Consider the following 16,414-nt stretch of genomic DNA (forward strand, 5'->3'; position numbering starts at 1 on the left):
AAAAATTGTGAATAAAATTTTGATAACTATTTTGGTTGTATAACTTTGTTACTATGAAAATCGAACTTTACATCGCCCAACTTTTATACCGTTATCAATGTGTAACCGTTCCTGGTTTTGGCGCTTTTTTGACCGAAATCCAATCGGCACAGTTGCGTAAAAACACCCATACTTTTTCTCCGCCCAAAAAGATGATTTCTTTCAATTCCTATCTCAAAAACAATGATGGATTGTTAGCCAATCATATTGCACAAGCCGAAAAAACATCCTACGAATATGCCGTTAGTGCGATTCAATTTGAAGTGTTTTCTTGGAAAAAAGCAGTACAAGAAAATGGCGTTTTGACCCTAAAAAACATAGGCGAAATTAGTATGAATTCCGATATGAATTTGGTTTTTACCCCCTGCGATACTACAAATTACCTGACGAGTTCCTTTGGTTTAGCCCCTTTTGTTTCGCCACTTGTAAAAAGAGCAGCTTTCGAAAAAGAACTCGAATTAATCGATTCTCAAGAAGATGTTATTGTACTAATTCCCGAAACTAAAAAAACAAATCCGTATTTAAAATACGCAGCTATTGTTGTTCTAGGACTCGGATTAACAGGAAGTGCTTGTTATTCTATTTATCAAAATCAAGTAGCAACGCAAACGCTGATTGTAGAAAAATCAGTTCAAAAACAAGTTCAAAACAAAATTCAAGAAGCGACCTTCTTTATCAAAAGCCCGATTCCTGCCGTTACCCTTTCGATAAAAGACACCAAAATGCCTTATCATATTATGGCAGGTGCTTTTAGAAGTGAAGCCAATGCCGAAAAAGAATTACAAAATTTAACGCAATTAGGCTACAAAGCCAAACGAATTGGTGTCAACAAAAGTGGTCTTTTCCCGGTACTTTACGGTAGTTACAACACACTTGCCGAAGCGCAAAAAGCACAAACCGAAATTCAAAAAAATCACAATCCCGATGCTTGGATATTGATTGAATCCTTATAATTACAAAACCTATTCCATTCGAATAGGTTTTTTTATGACTTAATTCTTTTTGGGAAAAACCAATTCATACTTTCAAAATTCATCTCCAATGAAATTGTAATTTCAATTGAAATTTTAATTATTTTTACAATCACATTTTTTCAAGATGAAACTTTCAAAAATTCAAATAGATTTAATTTCAAATTTTTTTTCAAAACAACCTGTTTTGAAAGCCTATATCTTTGGTTCCTTTAGCCAAGGAACTGGTACCGAAAATAGTGATATTGATTTATTAGTTGAGTTAGATTACACTCAACCCATTGGTTTAGAGTTTATCCAGATGCAAATTGACTTACAAAAATTACTTGCTAAAAAAGTAGATTTAGTTTCGGCAAGAGGGCTTTCAAAATACATAAAACCTATTTTGGACAAAGAAAAAAAACTAATTTATGCACGATAAATTAGGTAATAAAGTTCGTTTATTTCATATAATTGATGCCATTAATGAAATTGAAAACTACATTAAAGATTATAGTTTAGAAACTTTTGTGGCCAATTCAATGATGTTTAATGCCACTTTACGTCAATTGGAAATAATTGGAGAAGCCAGTAATCGTTTGTCGGAAGATTTACTGAATGAAAATCCTACCATTCCTTGGGCAAGAATTATTGGTCTTCGAAATCTTGTAATTCACGAATATTTTGGAGTTGATGATCTTACTATTTGGAATGTAATCAAGGTAAACCTCCCCGTTTTAAAAGAAAAAGTGACTCTTTTAGTCTCAACAATAAAATAATACCATTTTATTTAAAAGCAACTACCAATTTATCCTAATTAACAATTAGATAAAAAACACTAATCGACTTTAATTTTTCTGGATTCCTTGATGGATTTTGGAGAGCGACTGCCGTGAAAAGCTCTCAAAACTTCTATTCTATGCGGTGTAATTCTGTAAATGATAAGATAAGAACCAAAAATTATATTTCGGTATTTTTTAGTTTTTGTTTCCAGATGACGGCATTCTGGATGGAGTAAATAATGCGTTTCGACATTAGCAGTAATTAGTAACAACTCTTCAAAAAAGGATATAGCTGCTTTTTCTCCAAATGTAGCTTCTCCATATTCAAAAATATCTTGAATATCCTTGTAATAAAAAACAGATTTGACTACTTTTTTCTTTGTAATCTCCATTTATCGAATCTAATTTTAAACTCCTCTACTGATAAAAATTCTCCCTCTTCTGCCTCTTTTATCAACGACGCCAGTTTCTTTTGAGACATTGGTTTGCCCGGCATGGCGAGATTGTTTGCGTTTTCGTTTTTTGTTTTCATAATTGGCATCTATCTTACTTATTATCAAATGTATAAAAATAGTTTCAATAAAGTATTCTTTTAGAACTATTTTAGAATTTCTAAAACCAAATGTACTTTAGCCTTTTTTAAGCACGTATCCTGACCAAGTATTTACTAATTGCAATTGCTTTTAAAACTCCATTTTAGTTCAAACTTGCTTTGTACATTCTCGCTTCTTCCCAACTAAATTTTCCGTTGTTTTGCTCCATCAACACGTTCAGGGATTCCTCTTTGTAACCCAAGAAAGCGGTTGCCAGTTCCTGTATTTTATCCTCGGGCAAAACTTCCGAAATTGCAACGGCTTTAGTCTGTATCAATTTTACAAAATGACCATAAATCGTTTGTTTGGTCAATACACGCAGGGTTGCAATATCCTCGATAGATTTTTTCTCGACCCACAAATCATAGGTTTCTTGAACGGTAGATTTTTTGGGTTCTTTGGTAGCGGCTTTTTTTGAGGAATAGCGTGTGGCATCTTTATCGTCTTCAATCAAAGTGACATTAGTTGCTTTGAAGGATTCAAAAATGGCTTCGGTGATTTTTATTTTGTACTGTTTAATTTCCGCAGACGTTAATTTTTCTTTCGAAATCGTTTCGCCAGCAACCACGGTTTCGATTAATAATTTGGCTTTCATTAAGCGCAAAACGGCTTTGGTTTGCAGTTCTTCCAGAAGGATTAATTCGTCGTAGAATGTCTTTGCCATTTTTACGCGTTTCACCTCTTCTATTTTCCACAAAATTTCATACACCAATTGATTCATTGGTTTCAAAAAATAGTAAAAAGCGGCCTGAATACGTTCCGAAATATGGTTTAAATCAACGGTTTCAGGCGCAAAAAGCTTGTTTAATTGGGCTATGAATTTTTGGGATGGTTCTAGAAGTGCGGCCATGGTTTCGAACTGATTTTTGGCCCAGGAAGCTTGTTTCGATTTGAAGCTGTTTTCAGTAATATCACCATAACTAAAACGGTGGTTGCGCCATTCTTGAGCCAAATCAAACCAATCAAATGTGGTAATGAGGTAATTGTGAATGAAGTTTTTGGTTTCAAAGTGTAGGGCATTCGCCAAAAAGGAATCGGAGGCTTTGTTGAGCGCATATTCCATCACATCTTGATCATTCGAAATACCGTTCATACGCAACGGAGAAAGCAAAATTAGCCCGTCTAAAGCACGCAAACGAGACAGCGCCACATACGCTTGTCCAGGCAGAAAAACCTGCGAAACATCGAGCGCAGCTTTGTCAAAAGTCAATCCTTGGCTTTTATGTACCGTGATTGCCCAAGCCAGTTTGATAGGATAATGCACAAAAGAGCCCAAAACTTCTTCTTCGATTTCCTTGGTCATTTCATCCACTTTGTACCGTATGTTTTGCCATTCGTATTTTTCGACTTCGATGGTTTTGTTTTCTTCAGGGAAATGAACGAGGATTTCTTGGCTAGAAAGGGACTTGATAATTCCCATTTTGCCATTAAAATAATTTTTATCAAAGGACAAATCGTTTTTTACAAACATAACCTGTGCTCCTACTTTGAGTTGCAATTCGGCCTCAACGGGATAAATTTTATCTGGAAAATCGCCTGTAATTTCGGGTTTATACACTACTAATTTTCCGTCAAGATCCGCCAATGCTTGCGTATTCATAGCATCGGCTTTATTGTTGTGAGTGGTCAAGGTGATATAGCCTTTGTTGGCTTTTAAATCAAAATTGGGTTGTACGTATTTATTCAAAAACTGAATATCCGTAGCCGAAATTTGATTGTTGCGCAAATTATTCAAAACTGCGATAAAAGTATCATCCGTTTGACGAAAAATTTTGGACAGTTCAATATACAAAGGCGGGTTTTGCTGCACCACATGCGAATGAAAGAAAAATTTTCCTTTGTAATACGTTCGTAACGTTTTCCATTCTTCGTCTCTAATTACGGGTGGCAATTGCAATAAATCGCCTATAAATAACACTTGAACACCGCCAAAAGGAGTGTTTTTTTTGCGAACAGTTTGCATCATAAAATCCATAGCATCCAATAAATCAGCGCGAAGCATACTGACTTCATCAATGATTAAAAGCTCCATGTTTTTGATAACCGCTTTTTTTAAACCGCTCATTTTAAAATGCCTGCGCAAAGTAGCTCGGGTTTCGAACTTGGTACTTTCTGAAAATTGTGGTGCGGAATTGTCAGGAATAAAACCGCCAAAAGGCAATTGAAACATGGAATGTATGGTTACGCCACCTGCGTTTAAAGCGGCAATTCCTGTGGGGGCGACCACAACGGTATTCTTGTGCGTGGTTTGAATGATTTCACGCAAAAGCGTGGTTTTGCCCGTTCCTGCTTTTCCTGTCAAAAATACAGATCGTTGGGTTTGATTGATGAATCGTAAGGTGTAAGCAGCGGCTTCGGAGATGGTTTGCATGGGCGTATATATAATACTGCTAAAATATTGAAAATTTGAATTGGTTTTGGATTTTAAAGCAACAATTATTAACTCAAAACCGAAGGGAAAATTGGAGTTTTGATGCTTATGTTGACTGCCAATACTGTTTAATAAATCAAAAAACTTTGGTTTACTGCCAAATTCCCGAGCCCCGATTATTTCACATAATTTTTATTTTAATCGGAGTTTAGTGAACTTGTTTGTGGTGGAAACCCTTGCTTCTAAAACCGAATTTTTCTAGGAGTAAGGTTGTAACGCAAAGCGGGAATTAGCTCCAAAAAAAAACCTTCGAACTTGGTGTAGCCGAAGGTTTTTTTGGAATTATTAGGAACAATTATTTTTTAGCTTCTTCCTTTGGGGCCGCTGCTTTGTACTTGTCATTCAATTCTTTGATGATGTCTTTGGTAATGTCAAATTTGTCTTCGGCATATAGTATTGATGCGGCATCGCCTGTTCCGTAGATGTAGGCATATCCTTTTTCTTTACCATACGTTTTGATGAATTTTTTTACGCCACTTACTAGTGAATCCATTTCTTTACCACTTTCTTGTTGCAATTCTTGTGCTAATTGTTGTTGTGCATAACTCAATTGTTGCTCTCTTTTTTGCAATTCGGCGCCTTTTTGTTGTGCCCAAGCTTGACCATTTGCTTGTGCTTGTGCTTGGAAACCTGCTGCTTCTTGTTTGAAACGATTTACTTCGGCTTGCAATTCTCTTCCTTTTTCCTCTGCTTTAGATTTGTATTTTGCTTCTAAATCTTTGGCTTCGGTATATTGTTTCATTAATTCAGAAGTATCTACGTAAGCTGTTTTTACTTCTTTAACTTCTGTTTTTTTATCGCAAGACACTATTGAAATTGCAAGTGCAAGGATAAGTAATGATTTTTTCATTTGGGTAAATTTATTTTTTAGTATGAGTGACAAAAATATAAAAAAATAGTTAGCATCGACAAAAAGTTTGAAAAATGCTGATTTTTTATACTATCAATTTTTGTTATTGCTTTTTATTTTTAAATAAATGATTCTAATTGAAATTGACTTCCGTAGCTTTTGCCTAATGATTTATTCCAAAAAAAAGACATAAACACCTGTTTACACGCAAAATCTTCTTTAAAACAAGCTTAAAATCAATTTTAGCTATTTTTTAGGATATAAATGTGTGAGGAATACTCCAAATTTCGTTTTGCTTTAAAATTAGATTGCAAACCAATGCAAAATGCTTTGATGTAATTCATTTTTCCAGTTTTGTATTTCTCGGAAAGCAAGCTTACATAAAACGAATCAAATTTCATAGGAAGCACTTTATCTAGTTTCATATTCTCTTTCTCAAAAAGTAATTGAATCGCTTTTTTGGAAAAATGCCAAAAGTGAATGGGCACATCGTAAGCGGCCCAAAATTTTCCGTAATGTTTTGCATCAAAAGATTTGAAATTAGGAACAGCTATTAGCAACGTTCCATCAGGTTTTAGCAAGCGTTTTAATTCTTTTATTTGTTCGTCTAGATCAGGAACGTGTTCTAAAACGTGCCACATCGAAATCACATCAAAAGAATGATTTTCTAATTCTAAAGTTTTTTCTACAAAAAAAACGCCTTTGTTTTTCGCAATGGATTTGGCTTTATCGCTTGGTTCTACTCCTACTGTTTGCCAACCGTCTTTTTGGGCGACCGCCAAAAAATCACCAGTTCCTGCACCTATATCTAAAATTCGTCCTTTATGAGGTTGTTGCGCATTAATCAGCTCCAATTTATTTTTTAGGGCAATTCCTTTCACAAAATGATAAGCTTTTTCGAATACAGATCTTTTCGAATCGGTATGCGAAATATAATCTACGCTTTCGTAATACTTACCTAAATTGGCCAAACTCGGTTGCGGATGCGTATGCAACATATCCAAAGTTTCATCATAATACAACTCAAAAATCTCTTGAGAAACCGAATAATCTTTTACAGTAAGAAAGTGTTTTTTGTTTGAAATAGTCATTTATTTATTTTACTCTTTTTTAAAATTACCAATAATACCAAGCCTTAACAAAATAGTTTCACGTGGAACAAAATGATTTTAGATTTCGGAGTTTAGATTTTAGATTCCTCACATAATCTTAAATCTGCATTCTTAAATATAAAATTACCTGCCCATATAAATCAAAAGCACCGAAACATCACTTGGGGAAACTCCACTTATCCTAGAAGCTTGCGAAATAGTTATGGGACGAATCTTGGTTAATTTTTGCTTGGCTTCTATTGACATCGATTTAATTTTATTGTAATCAAAGTTTTCTGGAATTTTGACATCTTCTAAACGAGTTAGTTTGTCGGCGTTATTTCTTTCCTTTTCGATGTAACCCGAATATTTAACTTGAATCTCGGCTTGTTCCATAATTTCTTGATCCAAATCATTAGCGTCAACATATTCTTTCACCTTTTCGAATTGTAGCATATCCTCCAAATTTATTTGAGGACGAGAAAAAACCTTAAACATTTTATCTCCTTGCGAAATTAAAGCAGTATCCTTTGCTTCTAAAACAGGATTTGCTTCCGCCATCGTGACGCTTGTTTCTTTGAAAAAAGCCACCATTTTTTCGGACTCTTTCAACTTATGCTCCATGCGTCGCAAGCGTGCTTCTGATGCCAAACCAATTTCAAAAGACATAGGCGTTAACCTAAAATCAGCATTGTCTTGACGCAACAACGTTCTATATTCCGCACGAGAAGTAAACATTCGATACGGCTCTTCGGTTCCTTTGGTAATTAAATCGTCGATCAAAACCCCAATATAAGCTTCATCTCTTTTTAAAATTAGCGGTGCTTTTTCGTGGACTTTTAAATGCGCGTTAATTCCCGCCATCAATCCTTGCGAAGCTGCTTCTTCATATCCTGTTGTTCCATTTATTTGACCTGCAAAATACAATCCTTCGACCAACTTGGTTTCTAAAGTATGCCTTAATTGTGTCGGCGGAAAATAATCATATTCGATGGCGTATCCTGGACGAAAGAATTTCACTTTTTCAAAACCAACTACAGAACGCAACGCTTTGAACTGAATATCCTCTGGTAATGATGTTGAAAAACCGTTTACGTAAACCTCACAGGTATTCCAACCTTCTGGTTCTACAAACAATTGATGTCTTTCTTTGTCAGCGAAACGATTAATTTTATCTTCGATAGAAGGGCAATATCTTGGGCCAAGACTTTTTATCCGACCATTGAACATAGGCGAACGATCAAAACCTTCTCTCAAAATAGCATGAACATCCAATGAAGTGTAGGTCATGTGACAAGACTTTTGAAAAGCCAATGGTTTTGTCAAATCCGAATAGGAGAATTTATCCGGTTTAGCATCTCCTTTTTCTTCATTCATTTTTGAATAATCCAGCGAACGACCATCAACTCGTGGCGGCGTTCCTGTTTTCATTCGTCCCGCTTGAAAACCAGCATTAACTAAATCTTCGGTAATTCCGTAGGCCGCACTCTCGCCTGCCCGACCACCACCAAATTGTTTTTCGCCAATATGAATCAAACCATTCAAGAAAGTACCATTGGTTAACACAACGGATTTTGATCTGATTTCAACTCCTAAAGAGGTTCTAATTCCTTTTATTTTTCCGTTTTCAATAATTAAACCTTTCACCATTTCTTGGTAAAAATCAAGATTTGGTGTTCCTTCGAGCATCATTCGCCATTCTTCGGCAAAACGCATTCGGTCACTTTGCACTCTTGGCGACCACATGGCAGGCCCTTTGGACTTGTTCAGCATCTTGAATTGAATTGCAGTTCGATCCGAGACAATCCCTGAATACCCACCAAGCGCATCAATCTCCCGAACAATTTGCCCTTTGGCAATACCACCCATGGCAGGATTACAAGACATTTGAGCAATGTTTTGCAAACTCATTGTAACCAATAAAGTTTTAGAGCCTAGGTTTGCAGCCGCAGCCGCAGCCTCGGAACCTGCATGACCCGCACCAACCACTATAACATCGTATTCTTCTTGAAACATTTGATTTCAGATTTTTGATTAAAGATTTTTGATTTCAGATTTACTGAATAAAAACCAGTATATTAAATTATTGTTCCACGTGAAACATTTGATTTCGGATTTTTAATTTCAAATTACGCAAACAAAAACCAACATATTAAACTATTGATCCACGTAAAATATTTAGGTTCAAATTTCTGACTACCGAATTCAAATTTTAAATCAAAAATCAAATGTTCCACGTGAAACGTTTGGTTTCAAAGTCATTGTTTTTGAAAATCGAAAATCGTTAATCAGCAATCGAAAATCCTTATTGTTCCACGTGGAACAGGGCGATTTTTTCATCTTCTTTGGAGCGCATAAGCAATTCGTCGACTTCGCCTTTGTCTTTATAGCCGCAGTAATGAAGGATTCCATGAACCAAAACCCGCTTTAATTCGGCTTCAAAAGAAACTTTAAAATCAGCAGCATTGTCAACAACCCGTTCAATAGAAACAAAAATATCACCATTCAATTCATTCCCCATAGAATAATCGAAACTAATAATATCCGTTAAGGTATCATGGTTTAGGTACTCTAAATTGATTTTGTGCAAATATTCATCGTCACAAAAGATATAATTAATCTCTCCTTCTTTCTTGTTTTCGGAAACAATTACTGCCGACAACCATGAAGCGATTACTTCTTCGTTATCTAAAACAAACGCTGATTCGTAATTAAAATTGATCATTTTTTATTGAAATATATTTGAACCTTTTTATTAAAATTCGACCGCAAAGGTAACGATTGTCTGTTTAATATTTCTATGCTATTCAAATATTCTAAAAGTGACTTTGGCAAGCTATCCGATTCATTGTTGAACTCTTTTTTGTTAGTTTCGGATTGGCGTTTTTCTTCCTCACCTTGTTGCTGAATAGCTGTTTTAAGTTTTAACAGTTCCTGATTCACATTCAGTATTTTTTGCAGCGTTTCGTTTTTAAATCCTTTGTTTAGCAATTGCTTTTCTATTTGTTTCATTTGCTCCAAAGCGTTCTGACCATTGCCACCCAAACCTTGTTTGTTTAACTCCATTTCAAGAGCTTCCCGAAGCTGTTTTTGTTCTTTGTAAATTTCCATTATTGCTTTGGCGTCACCTTCTCCATCTTTACCTTCCTTGCCGTTACTGCCAGATTTGCCTGAACCAGCACCTGACTTTCCGTCTTTGCCATCCTTTCCGCTTTGACCTTCCTGACTTGGTTTACCTTCTTTACCCGTTCCTGGCTTTTCGCCTTTATCCATTCCATCCTTCATTTTATCGCCCAACCCTTTTTGCTTGGCAATAATATCCGGTAATTGCATCCCGCTTCCTTGTCCTGGTTTTGGTTTTCCTTGTCCTGAACCTGACAAATCCATTTGCATACTGTTGAGTAATTCGCTCAAAAAGTCAGCTAACTTATTCGCACCAGACACAGCGTATTGTTGGTGAGACATTCCTTTTGGGATTTGAGCATTCGATAAAGTCTCAATCGCTTTGTCTACATTGTAGTTTACATTGCCTATTTCCTTGGTAACTTGATCTGCAATTTTTGGATTGCGCAAAGACATTGCAAACAAACTATCGTCAACATGCTTGAATTGTAGTTTCAAAGTTTGTTGCGATTTTATATTTTTATTAAACGCAGGCGAACCTGACTTTAAGCTTTTGAACTGACTCATAACCTCCTCTTGCGACACAGAAAAAGCCAATAAATTATCTAGAATTTGACGCAACATTTTCACATCTTCCTCCAGTTGTTCTCGTTCGCCAGATTCCATACTCTCTTTGATTTTACCACCCATTTCTTTCATCTTTGAAGAAGCACTTTTTTGTTTGGGTTTGGCTTTGGATTTATCGTTTTTTTGCAATTCTTCTTTTGCTTTATTCAAATCATCATCAATACTTTTTTGTTTTGCAGTATCATTTGGAATGTCTAATGGTGCTTTCAAATCCTTATTTTCCTTATCCAAATCCTGAAGTTCTTCTTGGATTTTATCGAAAGATTCATTAATTTCTTCTTGTTTGTTGGTGGAATTTTCTTTATCGTTATCGGATAATTGCTTTTGCTTTTCCGAAAGCTTGTCTAATTTATCAGCAAGTTGTTCTGCTTTTTTATCGACATAATACCGCTTGGTTAACTCGACCAATTGTTGAAGCGTTTTTACTTGGTTTTTACTATTTTGTTTGAATTTTTCTAATTTGTCTTGTAGCTCCTCACTTTTTATTTTATCATTCAAGTCCTTTAATTCATTCAAGAGCTTTTCATTTTTAGCTAACTCTTTCGTAGCCTCTTCCAACCGTTTTTCAAGCAGTTCTTTAGTGGCATCTTTGGCTTTTGTTTTGTCCATATTAGATTTCATCTTATTAGCGAAATCTTTCATTAGGTTGTCTTGCTGTTCTTGTTGCTTTATAAAATCAGAAACTTTTTGTTGGTCTTTGAACTCAAGATTGTCTTTTTCTTTACCAGTTTTAGTAAGCTGGTCAATGGCAGCAATTTGTTTGTCTTGCTTTTTTAAAGACTTTTGCATACCCGAAATATTGTCATTTTGCTGTTGCAAAAGTTGATCCTGCTTCTCCTCCACGGTAGCAACACGGTTCGAAAAAACGGATGATCTAGAATGCTTAAAACCATGAATAGCATCCGTATCAAAAACTTCAAAATAGTATTCATACGATACGCCCTCTTGAACTGGAAGATTACTAGGAAAGGCAAAAACAAATTGATCAAAAGCGGCATTCTTTATAGCAATAATTGCCCGTTTGGCGGTTTGGGGTTTGTCCTTTTCATAATACACCACTTGCAATTTTGACAATCCATAATCATCCGAAACTTGACCTAAAACATAGTTCTTTTCGACCTTCAAACTATCTGGAGCTTGGTTTACAGTGATACTAGGAAACTGATCTTTGATAACCGAGAGTTGGTAATTGAGTTTTTCGTAATTTTGAACGCTACTATTCGAGGTAAGAATTTGATAATCTGTATTTTGAGCTATATTTTTAGTTAAAACAAAGATATTATTGGCTTTCGAAAAAGGCAAAACAGTTCTTTCGTCTTTAAAATCCACTTTTTGGGTAGCTTCGGTGTTTATTTTCCAAGTGACCCGAGTTCCTTCGGGAATTATAGCGTTACCGGAACCTTTTATAGTTTCTTGTTTTTTGTTCAAATAAGCGGGGAAATGCAAGTGCATTTCGAAGTTTGCAATCGAAGGAACAGGAATCACTTTCAATTCATAATCTGCCGATAGTATGGCATTCGCTTCCAAATGAAAGGTAACATTTGAAACTGGTTTTACGATTTTGAATTGAAATTCACCCGCTTTAGTCGATTCCATATAATAACTTTCGTCGCCAATAAAGAGCATCACATTCTCGGGAACTACTTTTCCTTGGGATTTTATACGAAGAAAGAAATCCTTATTTTGTTCGGTTTGCAAAGTAGGATTCAAAACCACAAAAGTGAATGGAGCTGGTGGCAAAAAAGCCGAATTATAATGCACTACCCGATTCAAACTTTGCGAAATTATTTTGCTGTTTCCTGTTGCGTAGAAAACTGCGAAAAACAATATTGGGATACAAGCAAGCGGTATGTATTTTTGATTATTTTTAAAATTAATTGCGTTTCCAAAAGGAATTGGTTGCAAGGAATTGGCTTTTTGTTCAATAGAAGCCAATAGTAATTCGGATTTTTGATTAGAAAAATCTCCATCTGATAATTGCAAAAAGTTAGTCAACTTATCGCTTACCTCCGTAAAATGGTTTCCAATAATGGCCGAAGCTTGATTGTAATTAATTCCCTTTTGTAACTTGAATAATTTAAAACACGGAAACAGAATAAACCGCAACAACAAAAATCCTTCGACAGCTATGAAAGTCCAAAACAAAAACTGGCGTCCCAAAGGCTTTAACCAAAGAAAATATTCAACAAAAAGCGTAACTATAAAATACAATAAACCTAAACCAATAAAAAAAATGATTCCTCTAATTAATTTATTGGTATAAAACTTCTTGATGAAAGCTTCTAATTTTTGATAAATAAAACGGGATGTCTCCAAAATAAAATCGTGTTTATTAGAACCAATAAAAGTAACAATTTATATGAATTAGAAAACATTAAAAAAGGCTTTCGCAAAAAATGAATTAAAAATGTATAAAAATTTGTAATTTTACAACAAGCCTTTTCTTTAAAAGAAAATAAATGAATGCACTACTCCATTTGCTAAAGCAATACAATGAACAAAATGTTATTCCGTCACTTGAGGAAGAGCAAGCACTTTTATATGAATACGTATATAACACCAATAAACTAGAAGGCAATCAATTATCCCTTATTCAAACTACTGAACTTTTCAAAAGTGATACAATATCAGGAAACAATATTCGAAATTCGGATATTTTGGAACAAAAAGGCATGTACAAAGCTTTAAAGAGAATGTTGCTTGCAGTGAAAAACCAAGAAGAATTATCTACAAAGTTGATTCTAGAATTCAATTGGTTGGCTATAGGAAATTTATGGAATGATGATTATTACAACAATGCCAAAGAAAAAGGGCAAGAAAAAAATCGATTCAAAATAAGCCAAAATGTGATTTCCATAAAACAAAATGGTGTTGAAATAGAAAAAATAACACCATTGAGTTCACCCGATAATGTCGAAGAAAAAATGGAAACATTGCTCAAAACAATACAGGAAAGTAAAAAAAATGTGTTGGATAAAAGTGTGTTTTTGGCACAAGAAATTTGGATTCACCAACCTTTTGTAGATGGAAATAAACGAACAGGAAGGCTTTTGATAAATTTTTTGTTAATGAAAGAAGGTTTTCCACTCTTTAGTTTTACCAATGAAAAATCAAATTACAACAGTCTCTTGGTAGAACAATACTATGCGGGCACGCCAGATTTAGTAAAAAATTATATCCAAACAACTTTATCTGATAAAATGAATACAAGTCTACTGGCGTATTCAAAAATAAAAAAAGATTTCAAAGGCTTTCGATTACTACTTTAAAACTAGTTCCAAAACCATAAACTTTGCGACTTTGTACCTTTGTCCCGAAAAGAACTTCTTATCTTTGCACCAAAATCTATACAAATGTCAAAGCAAGTTCGCGTGCGTTTTGCACCAAGTCCAACGGGACCTTTACATATTGGCGGTGTTCGTACTGCCCTATTCAATTATTTATTTGCCAAAAAAAACAACGGTGTTTTCTTTTTACGCATTGAAGATACAGATCAAAATCGATTTGTTGCTGGTGCCGAGGAATACATTCTGGAAGCGCTAGAATGGTTGGGAATTGCTCCCGATGAAACCATAAATAAAAACGAAAAATTTGGCCCTTACCGTCAAAGCGAAAGAAAACATTTGTACAAACAATATGCCGATTTGTTGATTGCATCGGGTCATGCGTATTATGCATTTGACACCGCCGAGGCATTAGACGCACATCGAAAACAACATGAAGAACAAGGAAAAACCTTTATATACAACCATCATAATCGAGAAAAACTAGACACCTCATTGGTAATTTCTAATGAAGAAACAGCCAATAGACTTGCCAACAACGAGGATTATGTGATTCGTTTTAAAACGCCTGTGAATGAAACTTTGGTTTTACAGGACATCATTCGCGGGGAAGTAAAATTTGAAACTAATTTGCTGGATGATAAAGTATTGTTCAAAAGCGACGGTATGCCCACCTACCATTTGGCCAATATTGTTGACGACCATTTGATGCAAACTACCCATGTCATTCGTGGCGAAGAGTGGTTGCCATCCATGCCATTACACGTCCTACTGTACCGCGCTTTTGGTTGGGAATCTCCAGAATTTGCGCATTTGCCACTAATTTTAAAACCTGTTGGAAACGGAAAATTATCCAAAAGAGATGGCGATAAAATGGGATTTCCAGTATTCCCATTAGAATGGAAAACCGAAGAAGGTGTTTCGTCTGGTTACCGAGAAAAAGGATTTTTTCCAGAAACGGTAATTAACTTTTTGGCCTTATTGGGTTGGAATGACGGCACCGAAAAAGAACTGTTTTCGTTAGAAGAATTAACACAAGTCTTCGATTTGAAAAGAGTGCACAAATCGGGAGCCAAATTTGATCCAGAGAAAAACAAATGGTTCAATCACCAATATTTGATGCAACAAAGCGATACCACTTTGGCGAAAGCCTTTGCTCCTATTGTAGAATCCAAGGATTTAAACCGGTATTTTACATTGGTAGAACTTACCAAAATTGTTTCCTTAATCAAGGAAAGAGCTCATTTTGTATCTGAATTTTGGGAAATGAGTGATTTCTTCTTTATCGCACCCACCGTTTTTGACGAAAAAGCAAGCAAAAATTGGAAAGCCGAAACGCCTGCTTTAATGCAAGAATTGATTTCGGTGCTAGAGGAAATTAGTGATTTTACCGCTGCAAACATAGAAACTATCGTGAAGGATTGGATGACCAAAAACGAGATTGGAATGGGCAAAGTAATGCAACCCTTCCGATTGAGTTTAGTAGGTGCACTCAAAGGTCCTCACCTATTTGACATTGTGGAGGTCATAGGAAAAGAAGAAACGATTAAAAGAATTGAAAAAGGAATAACGACTTTGTAAAACCAAAAAAGCTTCCAGCCTTTATAAGACTGGAAGCTTTTCAAATTAATACCCTTCTTTTTTTAAAAATAAAGAATCAAATTCCCGTTTAGTATACTCGAATTCCCTTTGAAATTCATGCCTTGATTGCCGTTGTTTAGGTTTCCCAAAGTATTCAATAAACCGTATTGGTAGGAAATATTCAAGCGTATGTGTTTGACACCAAAGGTAACTCCTGCCGTAGGATAAAAATTAAATTTAGAAATATCCTCAATATCTTTGGCTAATAGTGTTGTTCCTGAAATTCTATTATTTTCGTTGCCATAAGCTGTTTTTAGTTTTCCATTCAACTGAAAAACTGGACCAAATTCAACACTTAAGTTTTCTTCGGCAATTTTGTAACTCCATTGCAACGAAATTTGAGCTGAAGGTAATGCGTACTTTACAGCTTCGTTTTGCAAGGCTAAATTTTTGGTAGCAACCGAAAAATTGTTTTCGCTAAACTGAACGTTGTACACCATATCCCAATCATTGTAAAAATTTCCTCTAACGGTTAAACCCGCATTCCAACCTTGACCAGATTGGGTTTCGAAATTTTTGGTGTCCAATGTAAATTGGTTAATACCAAAATAAAGTCCAATTCTATTCGAATCTCGGTAATGGTATTGGGCAAAAATAAAAGTAGAAAACAGTAAGAAAGTAACGGTGAAGAGTAATTTTTTCATATATAAATTAAAACGTGGGGCAAACCTAAAGATTTTTTGTAATCTAACGGTATTATTTTAATTTAATTATGAAAGTACTGCGTAATATCAAAAAAAGAGGCTTACCGACCTCTTTTTCTGTTGATAATCCATTTAATGAAAAACGGAATTATTGTTTGCAAAATGTCTACATACGAATTAGAAAGCGTTGCTTTATACGAACCAAAAAAACTTTTAATGATGTTTTGCGGTTCAAAACTTTCTTTGGTTTTTTGAATATTTAAGGTCAATTTTTGGAACTGAATCTCTTTTTGGAGTTTTAGAATTTCTAATTCTCGGTCCATTTCGGCATACGAGGCGTATTTTTTGGTTTCCATGCT

15 protein-coding genes are annotated in these 16,414 nt (G+C 35.1%); 5 read left to right on the top strand and 10 right to left on the bottom strand.

The genetic code is table 11. From position 1 onward, the window contains the following. Window positions 1–53: 53 nt before the first annotated feature. From FNW21_RS06405 to FNW21_RS06415, 3 genes are all read left to right on the top strand, one after another. On the top strand, window positions 54–992 hold the full coding sequence (locus FNW21_RS06405; protein WP_144255915.1) for an HU domain-containing protein: 939 nt from the start codon (window positions 54–56) through the stop codon (window positions 990–992). Window positions 993–1,137: 145 nt separating this feature from the next. Further along, the gene (locus FNW21_RS06410; RefSeq protein ID WP_144255916.1) at window positions 1,138–1,431 is read left to right on the top strand and encodes a nucleotidyltransferase family protein; all 294 of its coding nucleotides are present in this window, start codon (window positions 1,138–1,140) and stop codon (window positions 1,429–1,431) included. Next, a complete protein-coding gene (locus FNW21_RS06415) occupies window positions 1,421–1,768 on the top strand; it encodes a HepT-like ribonuclease domain-containing protein (RefSeq protein WP_144255917.1) in 348 nt (115 codons plus the stop codon). Before FNW21_RS06410 ends, FNW21_RS06415 begins: the two co-directional genes overlap by 11 nt. A 59-nt stretch (window positions 1,769–1,827) precedes the next feature. Here the strand turns inward: FNW21_RS06415 and FNW21_RS06420 are convergent, their stop codons facing one another. From FNW21_RS06420 to FNW21_RS06450, 8 genes are all read right to left on the bottom strand, one after another. Then, on the bottom strand, window positions 1,828–2,163 hold the full coding sequence (locus FNW21_RS06420) for a type II toxin-antitoxin system RelE/ParE family toxin (RefSeq protein WP_144255918.1): 336 nt from the start codon (window positions 2,161–2,163) through the stop codon (window positions 1,828–1,830). Then, entirely contained in the window at window positions 2,139–2,303 is a 165-nt protein-coding gene (locus FNW21_RS16425) for a hypothetical protein (protein ID WP_221932053.1), read from the bottom strand. Before FNW21_RS16425 ends, FNW21_RS06420 begins: the two co-directional genes overlap by 25 nt. 164 nt (window positions 2,304–2,467) lie before the next feature. Continuing rightward, window positions 2,468–4,735, bottom strand: a complete 2,268-nt coding sequence (locus tag FNW21_RS06425) for a helix-turn-helix domain-containing protein (RefSeq protein WP_144255919.1) — start codon at window positions 4,733–4,735, stop codon at window positions 2,468–2,470. 355 nt (window positions 4,736–5,090) lie between these two features. Next, entirely contained in the window at window positions 5,091–5,645 is a 555-nt protein-coding gene (locus FNW21_RS06430; protein WP_144255920.1) for an OmpH family outer membrane protein, read from the bottom strand. A gap of 242 nt (window positions 5,646–5,887) precedes the next feature. After that, window positions 5,888–6,736: a class I SAM-dependent methyltransferase gene (locus tag FNW21_RS06435; RefSeq protein WP_144255921.1), complete on the bottom strand. Its 849-nt coding sequence runs from the start codon at window positions 6,734–6,736 to the stop codon at window positions 5,888–5,890. Window positions 6,737–6,880: 144 nt separating this feature from the next. Continuing rightward, the gene (gene mnmG / locus FNW21_RS06440) at window positions 6,881–8,752 is read right to left on the bottom strand and encodes a tRNA uridine-5-carboxymethylaminomethyl(34) synthesis enzyme MnmG (RefSeq protein WP_144255922.1); all 1,872 of its coding nucleotides are present in this window, start codon (window positions 8,750–8,752) and stop codon (window positions 6,881–6,883) included. Window positions 8,753–9,041: 289 nt separating this feature from the next. Beyond that, entirely contained in the window at window positions 9,042–9,461 is a 420-nt protein-coding gene (ybeY, locus tag FNW21_RS06445) for an rRNA maturation RNase YbeY (protein WP_144255923.1), read from the bottom strand. After that, complete coding sequence (locus FNW21_RS06450; RefSeq protein ID WP_144255924.1) at window positions 9,458–12,802, bottom strand: DUF4175 family protein; 3,345 nt, start codon at window positions 12,800–12,802, stop codon at window positions 9,458–9,460. Before FNW21_RS06450 ends, ybeY begins: the two co-directional genes overlap by 4 nt. A gap of 143 nt (window positions 12,803–12,945) precedes the next feature. Here FNW21_RS06450 and FNW21_RS06455 point away from each other — a divergent pair, with 143 nt between their 5' ends. Next, a complete protein-coding gene (locus tag FNW21_RS06455) occupies window positions 12,946–13,755 on the top strand; it encodes a Fic family protein (protein ID WP_144255925.1) in 810 nt (269 codons plus the stop codon). Window positions 13,756–13,839: 84 nt separating this feature from the next. After that, window positions 13,840–15,351 carry a glutamate--tRNA ligase gene (gene gltX, locus FNW21_RS06460; protein ID WP_144255926.1) on the top strand — a complete coding sequence of 504 codons (1,512 nt, stop codon included), beginning with the start codon at window positions 13,840–13,842 and terminating at the stop codon, window positions 15,349–15,351. 62 nt (window positions 15,352–15,413) lie between these two features. Here gltX and FNW21_RS06465 read toward each other — a convergent pair whose 3' ends face one another. Both FNW21_RS06465 and FNW21_RS06470 read right to left on the bottom strand, forming a co-directional pair. Beyond that, on the bottom strand, window positions 15,414–16,055 hold the full coding sequence (locus FNW21_RS06465) for a PorT family protein (protein WP_144255927.1): 642 nt from the start codon (window positions 16,053–16,055) through the stop codon (window positions 15,414–15,416). Between the two features lie 101 nt (window positions 16,056–16,156). Beyond that, a complete protein-coding gene (locus tag FNW21_RS06470; RefSeq protein ID WP_144255928.1) occupies window positions 16,157–16,411 on the bottom strand; it encodes a DUF6327 family protein in 255 nt (84 codons plus the stop codon). Window positions 16,412–16,414 lie beyond the last annotated feature (3 nt).

The sequence above is a fragment of the Flavobacterium restrictum genome, from assembly GCF_007097245.1.
Lineage (GTDB): Bacteria > Bacteroidota > Bacteroidia > Flavobacteriales > Flavobacteriaceae > Flavobacterium > Flavobacterium restrictum.

Excerpts from the sequence above, each read along its gene's own strand:
- FNW21_RS06405 (WP_144255915.1), top strand. The coding sequence starts at position 54 with ATGAAAATCGAACTTTACATCGCCCAACTTTTATACCGTTATCAATGT.
- ybeY (WP_144255923.1), bottom strand. The coding sequence starts at position 9,461 with ATGATCAATTTTAATTACGAATCAGCGTTTGTTTTAGATAACGAAGAA.
- gltX (WP_144255926.1), top strand. The coding sequence starts at position 13,840 with ATGTCAAAGCAAGTTCGCGTGCGTTTTGCACCAAGTCCAACGGGACCT.
- FNW21_RS06435 (WP_144255921.1), bottom strand. The coding sequence starts at position 6,736 with ATGACTATTTCAAACAAAAAACACTTTCTTACTGTAAAAGATTATTCG.
- FNW21_RS16425 (WP_221932053.1), bottom strand. The coding sequence starts at position 2,303 with ATGAAAACAAAAAACGAAAACGCAAACAATCTCGCCATGCCGGGCAAA.
- FNW21_RS06430 (WP_144255920.1), bottom strand. The coding sequence starts at position 5,645 with ATGAAAAAATCATTACTTATCCTTGCACTTGCAATTTCAATAGTGTCT.
- mnmG (WP_144255922.1), bottom strand. The coding sequence starts at position 8,752 with ATGTTTCAAGAAGAATACGATGTTATAGTGGTTGGTGCGGGTCATGCA.
- FNW21_RS06465 (WP_144255927.1), bottom strand. The coding sequence starts at position 16,055 with ATGAAAAAATTACTCTTCACCGTTACTTTCTTACTGTTTTCTACTTTT.
- FNW21_RS06425 (WP_144255919.1), bottom strand. The coding sequence starts at position 4,735 with ATGCAAACCATCTCCGAAGCCGCTGCTTACACCTTACGATTCATCAAT.
- FNW21_RS06410 (WP_144255916.1), top strand. The coding sequence starts at position 1,138 with ATGAAACTTTCAAAAATTCAAATAGATTTAATTTCAAATTTTTTTTCA.
- FNW21_RS06420 (WP_144255918.1), bottom strand. The coding sequence starts at position 2,163 with ATGGAGATTACAAAGAAAAAAGTAGTCAAATCTGTTTTTTATTACAAG.
- FNW21_RS06470 (WP_144255928.1), bottom strand. The coding sequence starts at position 16,411 with ATGGAAACCAAAAAATACGCCTCGTATGCCGAAATGGACCGAGAATTA.
- FNW21_RS06455 (WP_144255925.1), top strand. The coding sequence starts at position 12,946 with ATGAATGCACTACTCCATTTGCTAAAGCAATACAATGAACAAAATGTT.
- FNW21_RS06415 (WP_144255917.1), top strand. The coding sequence starts at position 1,421 with ATGCACGATAAATTAGGTAATAAAGTTCGTTTATTTCATATAATTGAT.